General features: G+C 38.2%; 13 protein-coding genes. 4 read left to right on the top strand and 9 right to left on the bottom strand.

The annotated features are described in order from the left end of the window. Nucleotides 1–159: 159 nt before the first annotated feature. The 4 genes from ABID23_RS00995 to ABID23_RS00980 all read right to left on the bottom strand — a co-directional run bounded on the left by ABID23_RS00995 (nucleotide 160) and on the right by ABID23_RS00980 (nucleotide 4,961). Nucleotides 160–1,209: a DUF2125 domain-containing protein gene (locus ABID23_RS00995; RefSeq protein WP_354188691.1), complete on the bottom strand. Its 1,050-nt coding sequence runs from the start codon at nucleotides 1,207–1,209 to the stop codon at nucleotides 160–162. Nucleotides 1,210–1,356: 147 nt separating this feature from the next. After that, on the bottom strand, nucleotides 1,357–2,103 hold the full coding sequence (locus tag ABID23_RS00990; protein ID WP_354188421.1) for a glutamine amidotransferase: 747 nt from the start codon (nucleotides 2,101–2,103) through the stop codon (nucleotides 1,357–1,359). Between the two features lie 93 nt (nucleotides 2,104–2,196). Continuing rightward, the gene (locus ABID23_RS00985) at nucleotides 2,197–3,762 is read right to left on the bottom strand and encodes a heme biosynthesis protein HemY (RefSeq protein ID WP_354188419.1); all 1,566 of its coding nucleotides are present in this window, start codon (nucleotides 3,760–3,762) and stop codon (nucleotides 2,197–2,199) included. 11 nt (nucleotides 3,763–3,773) lie between these two features. Next, complete coding sequence (locus tag ABID23_RS00980) at nucleotides 3,774–4,961, bottom strand: COG4223 family protein (RefSeq protein WP_354188417.1); 1,188 nt, start codon at nucleotides 4,959–4,961, stop codon at nucleotides 3,774–3,776. A gap of 383 nt (nucleotides 4,962–5,344) precedes the next feature. Between ABID23_RS00980 and tsaD the strand changes: the two genes are divergently transcribed. The 3 genes from tsaD (at nucleotide 5,345) to ABID23_RS00965 (ending at nucleotide 8,591) form a co-directional block, all read left to right on the top strand. Next, a complete protein-coding gene (gene tsaD / locus ABID23_RS00975) occupies nucleotides 5,345–6,439 on the top strand; it encodes a tRNA (adenosine(37)-N6)-threonylcarbamoyltransferase complex transferase subunit TsaD (RefSeq protein WP_354188415.1) in 1,095 nt (364 codons plus the stop codon). Nucleotides 6,440–6,890: 451 nt separating this feature from the next. Beyond that, complete coding sequence (locus ABID23_RS00970; RefSeq protein ID WP_354188413.1) at nucleotides 6,891–7,325, top strand: EVE domain-containing protein; 435 nt, start codon at nucleotides 6,891–6,893, stop codon at nucleotides 7,323–7,325. A gap of 582 nt (nucleotides 7,326–7,907) precedes the next feature. Further along, nucleotides 7,908–8,591, top strand: coding sequence for a response regulator transcription factor (locus tag ABID23_RS00965; protein ID WP_354188411.1), 684 nt, complete (start codon nucleotides 7,908–7,910; stop codon nucleotides 8,589–8,591). Nucleotides 8,592–8,916: 325 nt separating this feature from the next. Here the strand turns inward: ABID23_RS00965 and ABID23_RS00960 are convergent, their stop codons facing one another. The 5 genes from ABID23_RS00960 to argH form a co-directional block, all read right to left on the bottom strand. After that, a complete protein-coding gene (locus tag ABID23_RS00960) occupies nucleotides 8,917–9,756 on the bottom strand; it encodes a class I SAM-dependent methyltransferase (protein ID WP_354188409.1) in 840 nt (279 codons plus the stop codon). Nucleotides 9,757–9,974: 218 nt separating this feature from the next. Further along, the gene (locus tag ABID23_RS00955) at nucleotides 9,975–12,407 is read right to left on the bottom strand and encodes a TIGR02302 family protein (RefSeq protein ID WP_354188407.1); all 2,433 of its coding nucleotides are present in this window, start codon (nucleotides 12,405–12,407) and stop codon (nucleotides 9,975–9,977) included. A 398-nt stretch (nucleotides 12,408–12,805) separates the two neighbouring features. After that, nucleotides 12,806–14,080 carry a diaminopimelate decarboxylase gene (gene lysA, locus ABID23_RS00950; protein ID WP_354188405.1) on the bottom strand — a complete coding sequence of 425 codons (1,275 nt, stop codon included), beginning with the start codon at nucleotides 14,078–14,080 and terminating at the stop codon, nucleotides 12,806–12,808. Nucleotides 14,081–14,089: 9 nt separating this feature from the next. Further along, nucleotides 14,090–14,269 (bottom strand): LPS translocon maturation chaperone LptM, encoded by a 180-nt coding sequence (gene lptM / locus ABID23_RS00945; RefSeq protein ID WP_354188403.1) that lies wholly within the window; start codon nucleotides 14,267–14,269, stop codon nucleotides 14,090–14,092. A gap of 61 nt (nucleotides 14,270–14,330) precedes the next feature. Next, entirely contained in the window at nucleotides 14,331–15,731 is a 1,401-nt protein-coding gene (argH, locus tag ABID23_RS00940) for an argininosuccinate lyase (protein ID WP_354188401.1), read from the bottom strand. Between the two features lie 33 nt (nucleotides 15,732–15,764). Between argH and ABID23_RS00935 the strand changes: the two genes are divergently transcribed. After that, nucleotides 15,765–16,463 (top strand): TlpA disulfide reductase family protein, encoded by a 699-nt coding sequence (locus ABID23_RS00935; RefSeq protein ID WP_354188399.1) that lies wholly within the window; start codon nucleotides 15,765–15,767, stop codon nucleotides 16,461–16,463. The last annotated feature ends 1 nt before the right edge of the window (nucleotide 16,464 follow it).

Here is a 16,464-nt window from a genome sequence, read left to right as displayed (position 1 = left end):
AAGTTTTAAAAAAGCAGGTCTTGCCCACCTCATGGGTAATCTATGAGGCAATAACGAAAAAGCCACCGAAGCTTTTAAGCATAGCATTCCAAAACAAAAACTTGTCTCAATCTTTACAGAAAAATTGATGATGCAGTTTTAAACCGTCGTTTTTAAATTTTAAAGCGGTGCAAGACGTCCAAGTTTTAAAAAACCTAACTTCATCCACCCATGGGAAATATGCAAAATAACAACGGGAAATCCATCTGCATTTTTAGGCATAGCACCCACAACAAAGAATAATGCTTGCAGATTATTTGCTTGCTCAGGAAACAAACGCTGCATAGTTGTAAGAAGCTCCATATGCTTAACAACGATAAGCTCAAATTTTGCAGTCAAATATCCTTTATCATCAAAGGAAAAAGGCCCACTAGCACGCAAGACACCACCCGTATGAAAAGCCAATTCTCCACTCTTTAAAACACCACTCTTCCCGTACAAATGCTGTTTCCAACTGCCTCCTCTATTTTTCAATAGATGAGAGACATCATCGAAAGTCCATTTCAAATGTCCATCAACTTTTGGAAAATCAATAAGATAAGGCGAAAAAAACATCGAGGGATCTAAATCATCAAAGGTAAGACGCCCTGATAAATGATTTTCCTCTTGTTTAAGATCAAACCGTAAAAACTCCGCTGTCATTTTTGAGGATACAGAGTCTAATGAAGGCACTGTCACATTCAACGCATCTTCAGAAGATTCCTGATTTCCAACACTTTTTTGCATAATCCCTTTGTTTTTGATCTGTGTTTCAAATTTTCCTTGCCGGTTTTGATCTTCAAGCGATGAGGTCATGGTAGAAATTTCAAGGCCTTCCACCATCAATTTAAACGTCTTACTCATTCTCTGATAAGGCTCTGTTTCAATGGCCAGATTGCGCCAATGCGAAACGATCGGGGTTTTTCCAGAGATAACAATTGATGCAGGAGAATGAACATTAAACTCTAACAAATGAGGCGCATAAGTTGGCGTACCAATTGTTAAGTGTCCAGATGATGCAGAAAGCCCGCGCAAAGGCCAAGCAAACTGAAACTGATCACAAGCAACCCCAATACGCAATGGATAACCATCTTTTCGCAGATGCTCACATACCACCGCCATATCATGAGCACGTGCTTTTGCAAATAGAGCAGAAACATGATTCTCTATTTTACGTGAAAAAAAAACCAGAGTGAACTATAAATGAGGATTAAAACAAGACAAACAAACCCACCAAGAAAATAACTGAAAGCAAGATTTTTTCGTATGGATTTTAATATATAAAATAGTGACAAAATCAATTTTCCCTTATCTTGTGGTGATAAAAGCTTTTAACTCTTACACATGTATAGCAGACGTACAAAAAATCTGCTGCAATGCATTTTCAAACCACTGACTCAAAACCTGATCATAGAGTAAACGACCTTTCAAGTGCGCGGAAGCAGGTTGTGCCCCTTTTTCAGTCAACTTATGTGCCAAACGTACAACCAAGCTTCGCATCATAGCACGTGTGAATTCAGCATGAAATTGTACACCCCATGCGTTTTTTCCGTAACGAAAAGCTTGCGTAGGATATGTTCGCCCTGTTGCCAAAAGCTCTGCCTCTTTAGGTAAATCATAAATACCTTCATCATGAAAATGATAGACCATTTCTGGCCAATCCATCAATTCTTTCCCTTGTGAGGTTGCTTCTAATGGATACCAACCAACCTCAACAGTCCCATCACTTCTTGTATGAACACGCCCTCCTATATTTCGTGCTAACATTTGCGCTCCAAGACAAATACCCAAAAAAGGCTTATTTTCTTTCAATGACAAAGAAATCCAATCAATTTCCTTACCAATATATGCATCACTATCATTAACACTCATCGGCCCCCCTAAAATGACGACACCAGCATACTGCTCCAATGTATCGGGGAGTTTCTGTCCCAAAATAGGATGATAAATATCAAGAATAAAACCTTTTTTTTGCAAAAATTCCCCCAAGCGACCAGTATATACCGACCGACGATGAGTAACCACCGCAATTCTCGGTTCACTATTCTCCTGCTTTTTACCCAAACACCTTTGATTTAAAAACATTTTTTAATTAATCGCTTCTACCATTCAATAAGGTTTTACTTCTTACACATGAGAAAATAATTTTAGTGAACAATGTATACTATAATTCTCTTTTTAAAATAATTTAAATCTTTTTTTTGACACATGTGCCCCCTCTTGTTCTATTTGAACCCCAGGATCATCAACATTTAAGTGGGTTTGGCTCAATGTCGTTACATCTTGTTTTTTTGTGTCTTGTCTTTCTTCCTGCGTATTATACAAAAGGGCAGCCTTTACAGAAGAAAACTTTTCAGATCTTTTATCTTCAACACCAGTATTCCCGCCTATAATATCTTCTTTATCTTGTTTTTTGGGCACAATATTGGCAACTTCTAATGTAAAAGGAGTCATATGCAGAGGTGCTTTCCATTCAAAGCAACCCAATCGTCCACTGATTGGAGAAACCGCCGACCAAGAAGGGAAAACTGTGCCATCACACATCCATACGGGATCACGCTCAGCGCGAAGTGCTAAAGAAAGCCATTGACGCACCGCTCCCTGATGATTGCCCTGTGCCTCTTCAATATCTGCCAACAATAAATAAACACTCTCGCGTGGATGATACTGAAGCGCCTTTTTTGCCTGTTCTTTTGCAAGCACAAATTCACTCGCATCCAAAGCAGCTTTGGCAATAAGAAAAGTCGATTCAAATGTATCTTTATTATAAGAAGCAAGAGTCTTCGCTTTTTTTAATCGCTCAACAGAAGCCCCTTCTCTTTCAAGATAAAGCGCACTCAAATCAGGATGAGGCTCCTTTTGCCAAGCCGTTATAATCATTTTATCAGCTTTACGCGTTTCATTTAATTTATAGAGGATATCAGCAGCAATGGCTGTAATTGGAATAAAATCAGGCTCCAATTTATGCGCTTTTAAAATAGCCGCACGCGCTTGTGCTGGATGTGTTTCAAACATATGAAGCGCTTGACCACTTAACAGCAAAGCCTTTGTATGTTGATACTCTCTCGTTGATCGAATGGAACGTGGTAGAGCTTTTTGCGCACGCTCAAAAATAGCAAGAGCTTTGTCCCACTCTCCCCTCATACCAAGGTGATCAAGAACAGCTTGCTGAGCCCAAGAAAGTGCCGGCGATAAAGTGAGCGCTTCTTCTGCATATTGCTGTGCAGCTTCATGTGCTTTGCTCTTTATAGCTTCGCAAAACAAACCGTAAAGTGCAGCTAACTTTGTCGATGTTTCTTTTCTCATCTCCTCATAAAGAGTAATGGCAGAGACAGAGTTATTTTGCAAAGACAAGGTTTGCGCTTTTAGGAACTTTACCAACGGCTCATGGAGATCTACAAGATATTTTTCAACACGTGCCTCCATTTGTTGTGCTAAAACACCATCACCTGCAAAAGCAGCAAGAATCCCTTTGGACAGAGCATCATAACCACGTTTTTTATTGCGTTGATAAAAATAATTGGAGAGGGTGCGAGGCACAGAAAAAAGCACATAAAGACACCATCCTAAAAACACCAAAGCTGCGAAAAATAAAATAAGCACACTTAAAATCGTAAGCAATGAAGCAGAAAAACGAAAATGCAAAAATGTCAGAACAAAAACACCATTATAATAATGAGCAACCCACCCAAATGCTAAACCGAGCATGCATACAACAAAACTATAAATAAAAACACGTATCATCTTCAGCCTATTTACATTTTTGTTGCCTTAAAAGATCCTTGCTGCACAGACACCAACAACTTTTGAAAAAATTGATGAATAGTAATGCGTGTTTCAAGCTTGTGAATAAAATCCGCTGAAACAGCTTTTGCATTTTGAGGCAATGTTTGCCATTCACTCAAAGCTTTTTCATAATCACCTGCCTGAATAGCAACTTCCATCCGCGCCGCAATCGCGCCTAGTGTCATACCTTCAACATTTCCAATCGGCCGTGAAACAATGAGACCTTTCATCCATGCCAAAACCCGTTTAAAAAAAGGAGCATCTGGAGCAAAATGATTTTGCGTGGCAACAATAGCATCTGCAACATAAGAAAAGTCAACGGCAAGCTGTGCAGAACTTGGAAGGCCAATTGTGGCTGTCTTTTGCAACAAATCAAGTCCATCAATTGAAGGGGCAAGTTTCTCCAACAACTTTAATTCATCGCTATAAGATCCACCACGCTCTACAGCATTTTTCAACGAAGTAATTGCAACAAACAACGCAGTATTCATCTCTTTTTTTGAACTCATTTTAGCAGAAACTTCTTCCTGCATAGCCGCCAACTGTTGCTTTAATACAGCAAGAGTATCCGCATTGCTTTGTCCAACGGATAAAGCGGTTTCTATATCTTTTGAAATTTCCAAAAATGTTTGCGCGGCCCCTTCAAGACTTTTCACTTTTTCTTCTAAAACAGTAAAAGCCTTTTCATTTTCCCTTTGTGATACTTCATCACTGTGAATCGTTTCAATTCGTTGAGCTGAAAAAGAAGAAAACTTTGTCTTCAAATCATCAATTTCTTGAAGCGCATGCCTCAATTGCTCTCTTGTTTCTTCGCCTTGACTTTTTACTTTTTCAGCAATTTGTAAAACCTTCTCCGTTCCAGTATGATGTTTCACCAAAGAATCAGAAAGAACACCAGCCCATTGAAGCCCAATCAAAAGCCCCAAAGCAATAAGACCACCCAAAATTCCTGAAATAAGCAAGGAAAGCCAAGTTACATAAAGCATATACTGCGTCTGCGCACTTTGCTCATCCTTTTTTTCTACTGAATCCAATTCTGCTGAGTTTTGCGTTATTTCCTCTGGATCCTGGTTCACATTTTCATGCTCAATAACAGTTTTTTTACGACGGTTACCAGAATAATGTGATTTAATTTTTGGTTTTGAAGAATCGACCATTTTTATCACTTTTGCACAATTTTTCTTAATGGTAAAATAACAAAATGAAAAAAGCTTTAAAAAGTTCGGTATTTACGAAATAGCAAATTTTACTTTAAAGTTTTTTTACAAATATTATAGCTCTATCGCATTTTTTAACACTACATCTTTAATGAAAAGATTTTAAATTATATACTTTTATGAATAAAAAACTGAAAATATATTCGTATTTTATACGAAAGATATAGCTTCATTCTTAGTCAACTTATATCCTTATTTTAAATGATAAGCATAAAGCATGAATTTTTGCGTAGAAAAATCAATTTTAAGAGAAGTCTTTCCATCTTTAATGGTCCGTGCTACCCAGCTGAGACAAGAATTTTTAACATAAGGTTTTATGTGAAATGCGCCTGTTAGGAATAGAAACAAGTTGCGATGAAACGGCTGCTGCTGTTGTTGAATATAACAATGAAAGAAAAAGCCGTATTCTCTCCAATATTGTTTGGAGTCAAATTGACCATCACGCCCCTTACGGTGGTGTTGTTCCTGAAATTGCTGCCCGTGCTCATGTTGAAATTCTCGATAGCTTAATTCTGAAAGCACTGACAGAAGCAAACACAAAATTAAACGATATTGACGCTATTGCAGCCACAAGTGGTCCTGGTTTAATAGGAGGACTTTTAGTAGGCGTGATGACTGCAAAAGCGCTCTCTCTTGCTACGGGAAAACCTTTTATTGCTGTCAATCATCTAGAAGGGCATGCTTTAACAGCCGTACTAACGCATAACATTTCTTTTCCTTATCTATTGCTGTTAGTCTCAGGGGGGCATACACAAACCGTTCTCGTTCACGAAGTAGGGAATTATCAGCGCTTAGGAACCACTATTGACGATGCCTTAGGAGAAGCTTTTGATAAAACAGCAAAACTTTTAGGCCTTCCTTATCCTGGCGGTCCAGCACTTGAAAAAGCTGCTTTATTAGGCGATAAAAATCGTATCCCTCTTCCACGACCTTTAAAAGGTGAAAAACGGTTAGACTTTTCTTTTTCTGGTCTCAAAACAGCTGTTCGACAAGCGGCAACGGCCATGGCACCTCTCACAGAAAGCGATATTGCTGATATTGCAGCCAGTTTTCAAGCAGCGGTAACGGATACTGTCCATGATCGCGTTCATTTAGCTCTGCAATATTTTACTCAGCAATATCCCCTCCCTCATGATAAAGAGCAGCATCCTCCTGCTTTGGTTGTTGCAGGGGGAGTAGCCGCCAACCAAGCCATTCGATTGACATTACAAGAGCTTGCCCATCAACATGGTTTTGAATTTATAGCCCCCCCCCTTTCCTTATGTACCGACAATGCTGCAATGATTGCTTTTGCTGGTGCTCAAAAATTGGCACGGGGAGAAACAAGCTCGCTTGATATTGCCCCTCGCTCACGCTGGCCATTGGATGAAAAATCCCCCCCCCTCATCGGGATGGGACGCCGTGGAACAAAAGCATAACAAAAATAAATGAGGCTACCTTGCTGATAAAGAAAAATATAAAGCACCCTCATCTAATGTCTTATCTGTCCATATGATCATGATACTCTTTAAGGTTATAAGCAATAATCCCCCTCACAGCATTTTTTAACTTAACCCAATCATAAACTAATCTTTCTAAACAAAAGTCAAAAAATAAACAAAAATTTTATGCCTAATGATTCATTCTAATGCTTATTCCCCAAATCACCTGCACATCTTCTCTCCTAAAATGAGTGCAAGATAAAATGTCTGCAAACAATCTACAAAACAAATAGTATTATCTGACCATAATTTTGCTATTACTCAACAAAGAGTATATAAATTGATCATGTGCATTCTTTACCCGATTTTAAATCAAACACCATAGCTAAGGCTGCTATACATATAAAAGACACCTCTTTCATATGAAAACCTATAAAAAGGAGAGTTCATGGCTTATTGGCTTTTTAAATCTGAACCCCATAAATGGTCATGGGACATGCAGAAACAAAGGGGTGCTGATGGCGAGGAATGGAATGGTATACGCAATTATCAAGCACGTAACAATATGCGCGCCATGAAATACGGTGATAAAGGCTTTTTTTATCACTCAAATCAAGGTTTAGAAATCGTAGGAATTGTAGAAGTATGTGCTGAAGCACATCCTGATTCTACAACAGCTGATCCACGCTGGGAATGTGTCGATATCCGTGCCCTTTATGATATGCCAATACCCGTTTCCTTAAAACAGATTAAAGCAAACCCAAAACTAGAAAATATGGTTCTGGTTAATTCCAGTCGCTTATCCGTACAACCCGTAACAGAAGATGAATGGAAAGAGATCTGTTTGATGAGCAAACTCAAAAGGGAAATGATTTTATCTTAAAACAATACTCTTTATGGCTAATACGCGAAAAAAGCGTTCCATACCGCAAGGAGCAAATGCAAGATATCCTTTTTTAAACCTACAATTCTCTCATACTCAATAGAAAAATGGCATTCTTTTTTACCATTTTTCATTGGATGATATTTCAATCCAAAACTCAAACAATCGTCCACATCCTATCTTCACGATCCATTTTTCAACACTTTTACCCTAAATAAACCACACTAAGAAATTACGATCGACATCGTACTGCTTATACGACACTCGAAGAAAATGAAAAAAACATGAAAAGAAACGTTAAATTATCCCTAAAAGTTCTCTTAAATAGCGTGTCTCTATTAAGGAATGATCGTCTTCTTGGCACTTAAAAAGTGAAATTCCCCCCACCCAATGGAATAAAAATGGTTTTTATAAAAAATAAAATATTTCACATACAATAACATTGCGTACTGGTATATAATAACAAAAAATGCATTTTAAAAGGTTTTTAATTTCTTTTGCGTGGATTTTTATTTTTCATGAAACGGCTTTTTGCCAATACTGCTAAGAGATATATTAACATAGTATCTTATAAGGAAAAAAATGAATCGCTATACCCTCTTAATCGTTGAAAAAGACGATGATCTGCGTTCTATTCTGGTAGAACAATTGAAAATGCACAAAGAATTCGATGTATTTCAGACAATAACAGCCCAAGAAGGAATAACAACCATCCAAAAAAACAATATTGATCTCGCTATTTGGGGCATTGAACAATCAGCTACGAATAGTCAGGAAGCAATTGGAAAATTACGCTCTCAAAGATTTCGTGCTCCTATTATTATAATCACAAACCAAGATACAGACTGCGATACCCTTTTAGATCTTGAAACAGGTGCTAATGATTATGTGATAAAACCTTTTCGCTTTGCAGTATTATTAGCACGAATCCGTGTCCAATTGCGCCAATATGAGCAAAATAGCGATACAGTTTTTTATATAGGTCCCTATAATTTTAAACCTGGACAAAAGCTTCTCTTAGATCAACATGGAAACAAAACACACCTTACAGAAAAAGAAGCAGCAATTCTTAAATATCTTTATAATACCAATGATGAAATTGTAAGCCGTGAAACACTATTAGAAAAAATTTGGGGGTATAATGAAAACATTGTTACCCATACTCTAGAGACCCATATTTATCGTTTACGACAAAAAATCGAAAAAGACCCTTCCAACGCACAAATTCTAATTACCGATCAAAGCGGCTATCGTTTAAATCTTTAGCATTTTTCCAACATTGACTGTTAAAAAAATTACGCTTTTAACCTTTCATTAAAAGACAATAAAACTAAAAGCGATATAGAATATTAACTATATAACATGTCATTTACAACTTAAAGGAAAACAGAAAATAGCCCTTTCTGTTTTAACTCCGTCTTATAATAAATTGTTCAAGACTATTTTCTCACATATCGCATATAATATGTCATTATGCTGTGAAGTAAAAAACTTTTAAAATAAGACTTAAATATGCTTTTCATAAATCATCTAGATATAAAAACAGTTGTAATCTAAAGTGAGAAAATAAAGTTCCCATCTGCACCTAACATCAATAAAGATAGTAATGCCCAATAAATTTTGCATGATGACCTTCACGAGATCCCTCTCGTAAGATAGAATTCGCAACAAGATGAGTAGAACGTTCATAGACTTGAGACGACAATGCAGGAATAAAAACACGCCGCGATTGACGGCGCTGCACAGGCAAACCTTGATAAACACGTTTCTGCGCCTGACATATTAAAAGCCCACCAAAGTAAGGTAAAAGATAACGTGCAAATGGCTCATAAAAAAATGAAAACACCTGTGAGGCATAACCTGAGGACGGTGTATAATATACCATTTCTTGCACCGATCCAGAAATAAAATTTGTTTTTTCAAACAAACGAATAATTTGTTGCCGACTATAAGGTTCACCATAACCAAAGGGCGTAGAGGTGTTACGTGCCCAAAGTCCCGAGCGATTAGGAACAATAACAATCAAACTGCCATGAGGTACTAAAACACGCCATATTTCATTGAGAGTCTCAAATGAGTTTTCTGTATATTCAAGCGCATGGACCAATAAGACACAATCGACCGAAGCATCAGAAAGTGGCAAGTCTTCTTCAAAAACGAGTGCTGTTGCAACTTTATGAGCACAAGGCCAAGATGAAGCCCCCTGAGAAGCAGGCATAAAAGCGAAACATTGTTGCGCACGTGTACGCAACACAGAAAGATAAGGAAGCGCATACCCAAACCCCATAACGCGTTTATCAAAAAGATCGGGCCACCATAAATTTAATTGTTCACACAATGTCTTCTGCACACGGAGTCCAAGTGTAGAAGCATAAAAATTTCTCAGCGTGACTATATCCAACTCAACATACCATGTAGAAAAAAACTTCAAAAATCATAGACTTCTCATATATCCCACTTATATGGACCTCTCTCCTTTTTCCACAATGTCAAAATTTCATATTTCACATTTTAAAGCCAAATAAAAAAGCATACAGATATTTTTATGATAACTTCAGATAGCACTTTAAATATAGTTATTATTTTGAATTTTATAACATATATAAAATTTCAACGTACTTTTTTATAACTATAAAAAGAATAAAATGATTAATTAAAACGAAGTAACCTTTCGAGATAGTTTTTTTCTTCTTCTGAAATATGCTCTTTACTGAGAAGTTTGCGAATTTCTTCCAAAATTTGCCGTGCACGCATTTGCTCACTTTCTTTTGGCACCGCCTCACCTTCTTGCTCTTTTTGATCTTTTTGTGAAGAAAGTGGACGTCCCAATGGATCTTTAGAGCCAGCACCAGCATCTTGATCATCTCCACTTTCGTTAAGCTTTTTACGCATTTTTTCTAAAACATTTTGCGCACCTTTTCGCAAAGCTTCCAAAGCATCTGCCTGATTTTGCATAGACATTTTATTGTTGCCATGATCAAGAGCATCTTTTGCTTCATTCATTTTTTCTTCTGCTTCTTTGAATGCATCATTTGGCTCAAACCCTTGCGCTGATAATTCTTTTTCTAACATTGATAATTCAGACTGCAGTTCAGCTTGACGTTTTTTTAAAGATTTTTGCTGCTCTTCTGGCACAGCTTCTCCACGTTGCTGTTCCATTTCTAACTTGTGCGTTTCATTGAGAATCTCTTGCTGACGACGCATAAAATCTCCAAGCTGATCCATTTTTTCTTTCATTTTTTCAGATTGACTCTGATATTTCTCTCCATTTTGATTTCCTTTTTGCACTTTCAAATGATCAAGGGTCTGCTCAACTTCAGCCAACAGCTGCTCCGCCGCTAAAGAAGAGCCCATCTTTGCCATTTCTTCAATCAAATTCAGTTTTTCCTCTAATGACTCTTCTGAAAGATTGGGGCGACGAGACTTTTTGGTGTTCGATGTATTATTGTCTTGTGCTTTTTCAGCCAAAGCATGAATATATTCATCCATAGCCTGCCGTAAATCTGTCATAAGCCGCTCAATTTCCGAAGCTGGCGCCCCATAACGAAGTGCATCACGTAACGCAGCCTGTGCTTGTTTTAAATTTTTCTGGGCAGATTCAAGCTGATTACCTTCAATACCCAAAGCAATCTGCCATAAATAGTCGACCATACCGCGCAAATCATCTTCCGTCTCGGCCATAGAAAGTCTTGTCCATGCACTCTGCAAAACAAGAAAATGTATGGTATTTCGCACTCCCTCTTTCGGACGTACAAGTAAAGCCGCAAGCATATCAAGCACACGCTCTTTTACAGCAGGATCAAGAGCAAGCAAACGACGCAATTCACTCACTGCACGCGCAACAGGACTAGAAAAAACACGCTGTGGCAAGGTCATAACAAAAGTTTTGCTCCGACCTTGTTGTCCAGCACCATCTTCTGCCACCAAAGTAATTTTGACTTTGGAACCAGCCCATGGATGCGCTGATACATCTTGTACAGTTCGCATTTTACCTTTTCCACCACGTGGTAGAAGCAGCTTAATTTCAGGCGCCTTATAAAGAGAAAAAGCAGTTTGTTGATTAAAAAGAGGTTCTATTTCAACAAAAGCCTTCGTCACTCCATAATCATCATCAAGATCATACTGAAGCTCTAACGACCCTGTCAAAATCCGCCCAGGTTTTTCCCGCCAACGAATTGTTGGTTTTTGATCCTTAATCATCTGCAAATGCCACTGCTGTTGCTTATGACGTGATGAAACAAACAAAGTCATTGAATGTTTTAAATGTGTTTCAAAGTGAACAATTGGATGACTTAAAGATGTAGTTTCGTTTTTCTTTGAAAACAAAACTTCACGCGCATTCTCTTCAGAGATCGCTTTTACTGTCATTCCAACACCGTTGACAGCACGCACTACCACATGACTTCCTTCAGGAATTTCCCACTGTTTTTTTTGATCTTTCGTTAAATAAATAGGCGCAACACCGGTATAAGCAGGTGGCGTTACCCAAGCATCAATCCGTATTGATGCCTCATCGACAATCGGACGAAAATCAAACGCATCTGCCAAACGTCCTCCTCGCGATCCAAAAGAAAAACCAAACGCGCACACAAAAAGAAGAACACAGATAGCCCTCAAAGCAAGCGGATCACGCGCTACACTATTGGGGTAAATAAACCCTGTTTTTAAATGATATAGCTGCCTTACCATGCGGCGTTGATGTTCACGCCAAACAATTGCACGAAAATCTTCATTATCATCAGAATCTAAATAATCTTTTTGAACACTTAAAGGCTGATTTTTCAGATCATTTTCTCGTTCAAGGCGCTGATTAACGTCCCTCATTGTGGGAAATCGAAAAGGAATAAGAAAAAATAAACTCCCCACACCCAAAAGAAGCACAAGCCCAAGTAAAAGCAAATGTACCCAATAGCTCAGATTGCCAAAAACGCCCAACCAACTAAGCGAACAAAAAAGACTAACAACCATGAAAAATGGCAACAAACATAGCCATATGCGCTCAAACGAGAGGATAAACCACATCAAAACGCGCACGCACAAAAGCTTTATCCTTGCAAAACTTTCGATGTTTTCATTTTTCATAGACAAGAGCTTGTCCCCTTTTGCAGCGGTGCATAAAAATCCTAACTTCTTCCTTTTTCGAAAGAATAAAGGCTCTCACCCCCACCAATCTTTAATGAGATTGGTTTTTCTCAGTTTATTTGACCTTCTGATCACTTATGTGATTCACTTCAATATAATTATCAAGAAAATCCTACTCTGAATATTTTGTTCAATTTCACACTTTTACACGTGGCTGATGCAAAAGAAAACCGAAATCAAACAGAGATGACATTGTATTTTCAATCTGCATAAATGTACCTTATATTACCATACTGAAAGAAGATATTTTATGATATTGAGAGATAAAACCCTCACAAAATAATTTTCAGAAAATAAATCATTTCATAAAAGTTTAGTAAAAGTAAGACTAAAAACACTTAATGCGACTTGATCCAATTTGGAATATGATCACATCCTATCAACTGTTTATAATCAAGACGTGGACGAATAACAGCATAGCGTGTATCCTGAACAAGAACTTCCGGCACCAAAAGCCGGCTATTATAGGTACTTGCCATTACCGCACCATATGCTCCCGTTCCCGTCACCGCTAAAAGATCACCTGGTGCCAAAACTGGTATTAAGCGATCCAATGCTAAATAATCGCCAGTTTCACAAACTGAACCAACAATATCCGCACGAATAAGCGTTGAATCCTCTGACGCTTGTTTCACAAGCACCACATTTTGCCAAGCATCATAGAGTGTTGGCCGCATAAGATCATTCATTGCTGCATCAACAATAACGAAATTTTTACCCTCTCCCTTTTTTAAATAGAGAACAGATGTCACCAACACACCCGCTTCACCCACAATGCTACGCCCTGGTTCCATAACAATATTGATTCCCAAAGGAGCAATATATTTTTTCACAAGTTCTGCATAATCAAAGCAAGAAGGCACAACCTGCTGCTCATTCCCATATGGAATACCAAGTCCCCCTCCGATATCGATATGCATTATTGCATAACCATCGCTCCATAATTGACGCACCAAATCGGATATAATAAGAAATGCCTCCTCAAATGGTTTTAAATCACAGATCTGACTGCCAATATGCATATCGACACCACAAACATGCAATCCTGGTAATGAAGCGGCTTTTTTATAGGCTTCTCTTGCATGCAGCAAAGGAATACCAAATTTATTCTCAGATTTTCCCGTTGTAATTTTCTTATGCGTTTTTGCATCAACATCTGGATTAATGCGCAATGAAACATGTGCCGTTTTCGAAAGCGCTACAGCACGTTGTGACAATTGTTCCAATTCAGGTTCTGATTCTATGTTAAAGCAATAAATATCCTGAGCAAGAGCAAAGTCTATCTCTTTGACTGTTTTACCAACGCCGGAATAAACAATACGATGTGCAGGAATACCAACAGCAAGTGCACGCCGTAATTCACCTTCTGATACCACATCAGCCCCTGATCCATTTGCTGATAAAAGCTGTAAAACAGCTTGGTTAGAATTGGCTTTAACCGCATAAGCAATCAAACACGGCATCCCTTGAAATGCCTTTTGGTAATCCTTAAAACGTGTAACCACTGCATTAGCCGAATAGCAATAAAAGGGCGTCTCCACCTCTTGCGTCAGAGCAGCAAGCGAAAGACCTTCAACATGAAGTATACCTTGATGATAAGAGAAAAAATCCACCCTTTCCTCCTATTTTATCAAGCGATCAAGAATAAAAGGTTTATCTTTTTCCTTTTTTACAACCGAATCCCCCTGTACAGACTTTTCTGCACTTGGCATAGGCATTTCCAATGGTCCTTTACGCCCACATCCAACAATAACAACACCCCCCAAAAGGACAATTGTTAACTTCTTTAAATTGATTTCCATATGCCCTTTTTTCTCCTATTGATATTTCTCTTTATTGCTTTGGATTTACAATTCAGCCATTTTAAGCTGTAACAAGGCGCTTTTTCCAATAGACAATTTGATAAAGCACTTCTGAAGGCGCTGTGCCACCAAAGTTTGTACGACTTTTAACTGATTTTTCAACCGTTAAAACATCAAAAATTTCTGCACGAATATCTGGACATATCAATTGAAGTTCATTTAATGCCAAATCATTAAGGCGGCACTGTTTTTTTTCTGCTAACATCACAGCCCGTCCTGTAATATGATGTGCCTCACGAAAAGGAATCCCTAATTCACGCACAAGCCACTCAGCAAAATCCGTTGCCGTTGCATAACCAGAATCAGCTGCTTGCTTCATAGCCTCTTTATTAACCTGCAAATCACTAATCATCCCTGTCATGGCTGCCAACGATAACTCTAAATTCAAAGCGCCATCAAACACATATTCTTTATCTTCTTGCATATCTTTTGAATAGGCAAGAGGCAATCCTTTCATCACTGTTAACAAACCAATGAGCGCACCATTTAATCGTCCACATTTGGCACGGACAAGTTCTGCTGCATCAGGATTTCTCTTTTGCGGCATAATAGATGAACCCGTTGAAAAAGCATCCGATAAACGGATAAAATGAAACTGTTCACTTGACCAAAGAACAATTTCTTCCGCCAAACGTGAAAGATGCATTGCACAAAGAGCACCAACGCTTAAAAACTCCAAGGCAAAATCACGATCAGAAACACTATCAATTGAATTGCGTGTTGGCTCACGAAAACCCAACGCTTTTGCTGTCATAAAACGATCAATCGGAAAGCTTGTTCCTGCCAAAGCTGCCACCCCTAACGGTGATTCGTTCATTCTCTCAATCGCATCACGCATCCGCGATAAATCTCGACCAAACATTTCAACATAAGCCATCATATAATGACCAAATGTTACAGGCTGTGCCAACTGTAAATGTGTAAAGCCTGGCATAAAGCTATCAATATGTTGTTCTGCTCGAACAAGCAGTTGTTCTATCAATGTTTTTAAAGCCTGCGCTATTCTCTGTGATGCCTCACGAACCCATAAACGAAAATCAACAGCAACTTGATCATTGCGTGAGCGAGCCGTATGCAAACGCCCCGCAACTGGACCAATCAATTCACTCAGTCGCGCTTCAATATTCATATGAATATCTTCAAGTTTTCGTGAAAAAATAAATGTACCATCCTCAATTTCTTGACGAATAAGCTCTAAGCCATGAACAATTTTTTCATAATCCGACTGTGAAATAATCTTTGTTTGCGCTAACATCGCAACGTGTGCAAGAGACCCTTCAATATCTTGCCGATAAAGTTTTTGATCAAAATCAATTGAGGCGTTAATTTCTTTCATAATTGCAGCAGGTCCTGCAATAAATCGTCCACCCCACATTTGGTTCTTTAACTTTTCATCTGTCATGTTTTCAAAAAACCCATAAAAAGGATAAAAACTATGATTTCTCAAACGTCTTCCACAAACTCAAAAAAGAAGAGCAAAAAAAGACTCTTCATTGCATCTTTTTTTGTTGCCGTGATATTAGCTGCCATAATTTTATACGCAATAAAAATCACTTATAACAATACGGAATCCTCTTCCACGAATATGACTGCTAAAAACACTATCGAAAAAATACAAAACGAAAAAACAATGGCCATCAAAACAGCCGCAAAAGGTTTTTTTACCCATATACGGTTTGCTGATAAACACTATGATATGAATAAACTTTCTTTCAAAGATATGGAAGGAAACAACCACGAGCTTGTTGAATTTACTGGAAAACCAATATTGGTCAATTTATGGGCTATTTGGTGCAAACCCTGCCGCACGGAAATGCCCGAACTTGCCCAATTAAAGCGCGAATTGGGTGGAGAAAATTTCGATGTCATTGCAATCAACACTGATACCACAGCTTCTCCTGAAAAAATTCAGAAGTTTTTACAGGATGTTCATGCAGATAACTTGCTTTACTACCGTGATGAAACAATGGCTATTTTTAACACTATGCGAAAACAAGGTCTTGCTTTAGGACTCCCGATCACACTTCTCATTGATAAAAATGGACATCTTATCGCCTCCTATAATGGCCAAGCCCCATGGGCTAATGATGATGCCAAAGCACTTATAAAAGCTGTCATAAAGGAAGCACAATAGT

Source organism: Bartonella silvatica, assembly GCF_040545155.1.
In the GTDB taxonomy this organism is placed as follows: Bacteria; Pseudomonadota; Alphaproteobacteria; order Rhizobiales; family Rhizobiaceae; genus Bartonella; species Bartonella silvatica.
The sequence above is the reverse complement of the archived record's forward strand: the minus strand, read 5'-3'. Positions and strand labels throughout refer to the sequence as shown.